Source organism: Mesorhizobium sp. M7A.F.Ca.AU.001.01.1.1 (genome assembly GCF_004022735.1).
Taxonomy (GTDB): Bacteria; Pseudomonadota; Alphaproteobacteria; order Rhizobiales; family Rhizobiaceae; genus Mesorhizobium; species Mesorhizobium ciceri.
In genome coordinates, this window is record NZ_RZPF01001312.1 from 1 (window position 1) to 612 (window position 612).

Below are 612 nucleotides of genomic sequence, written 5' to 3' on the forward strand. Positions count from 1 at the left end.
AGGCACGCATGACCAATTGGTGGCGCTCGACGGGCTCTATGCGCGGCTGTGGAAGCGGCAGTCCGGCGGTTTTCTCTATCACGAGGACAGCGTGCTCGAAGAGACGCGCCCGGCGGAGTAGCTCAATGGGTGGATCGACAGGCGCCATCCCAGAGGTCGGCTACGTGCTCAAGCGGTTTCGGCCGACCATGCCGGCCTTCGACACGCTGAAGGAAGAGAGCCGGCTGGAAGGCTACTGGATGCTGGTACGCCTTGCGGATGGCTGGGCAAGTGGCCGCAACAAGTTCCTGAAACGGGGGGAGGCGCTGTACGGAGCATGGTATGGAAGGGAACTCGCCGGCGTGTGCGGGTTGAACATCGATCCCTATTTCGAGGACAGGGGCCACGGCCGGGTCCGGCACCTGTTCGTCAGCGCGCGCCACCGTCGCGCCGGCCTTGGCCGGATGCTGGTCGAAACCGTTGTCGACAGGGCACGTCACCATTTCGCCATGCTGAACACCCGCGCGCCGCAAGAAGCTTTCCGTTTCTATGAACGGCTTGGCTTTCAGCGCGTGGCGGGCGAAGAGTTCGTCACACACCGCATGGTTTTCGGGAAAGGAGGCTGAAATGTCC

At 63.1% G+C, this 612-nt stretch carries 1 protein-coding gene; it reads left to right on the forward strand.

Annotation, left to right across the window (positions count from 1 at the left end):
- The first annotated feature begins 125 nt into the window (after window positions 1–125).
- On the forward strand, window positions 126–605 hold the full coding sequence (locus tag EN884_RS37875) for a GNAT family N-acetyltransferase (RefSeq protein WP_063168843.1): 480 nt from the start codon (window positions 126–128) through the stop codon (window positions 603–605).
- The last annotated feature ends 7 nt before the right edge of the window (window positions 606–612 follow it).

Bases quoted from the DNA above. Each gene is read 5' to 3' on its own strand.
- EN884_RS37875 (WP_063168843.1), top strand. From the start codon at position 126: ATGGGTGGATCGACAGGCGCCATCCCAGAGGTCGGCTACGTGCTCAAG.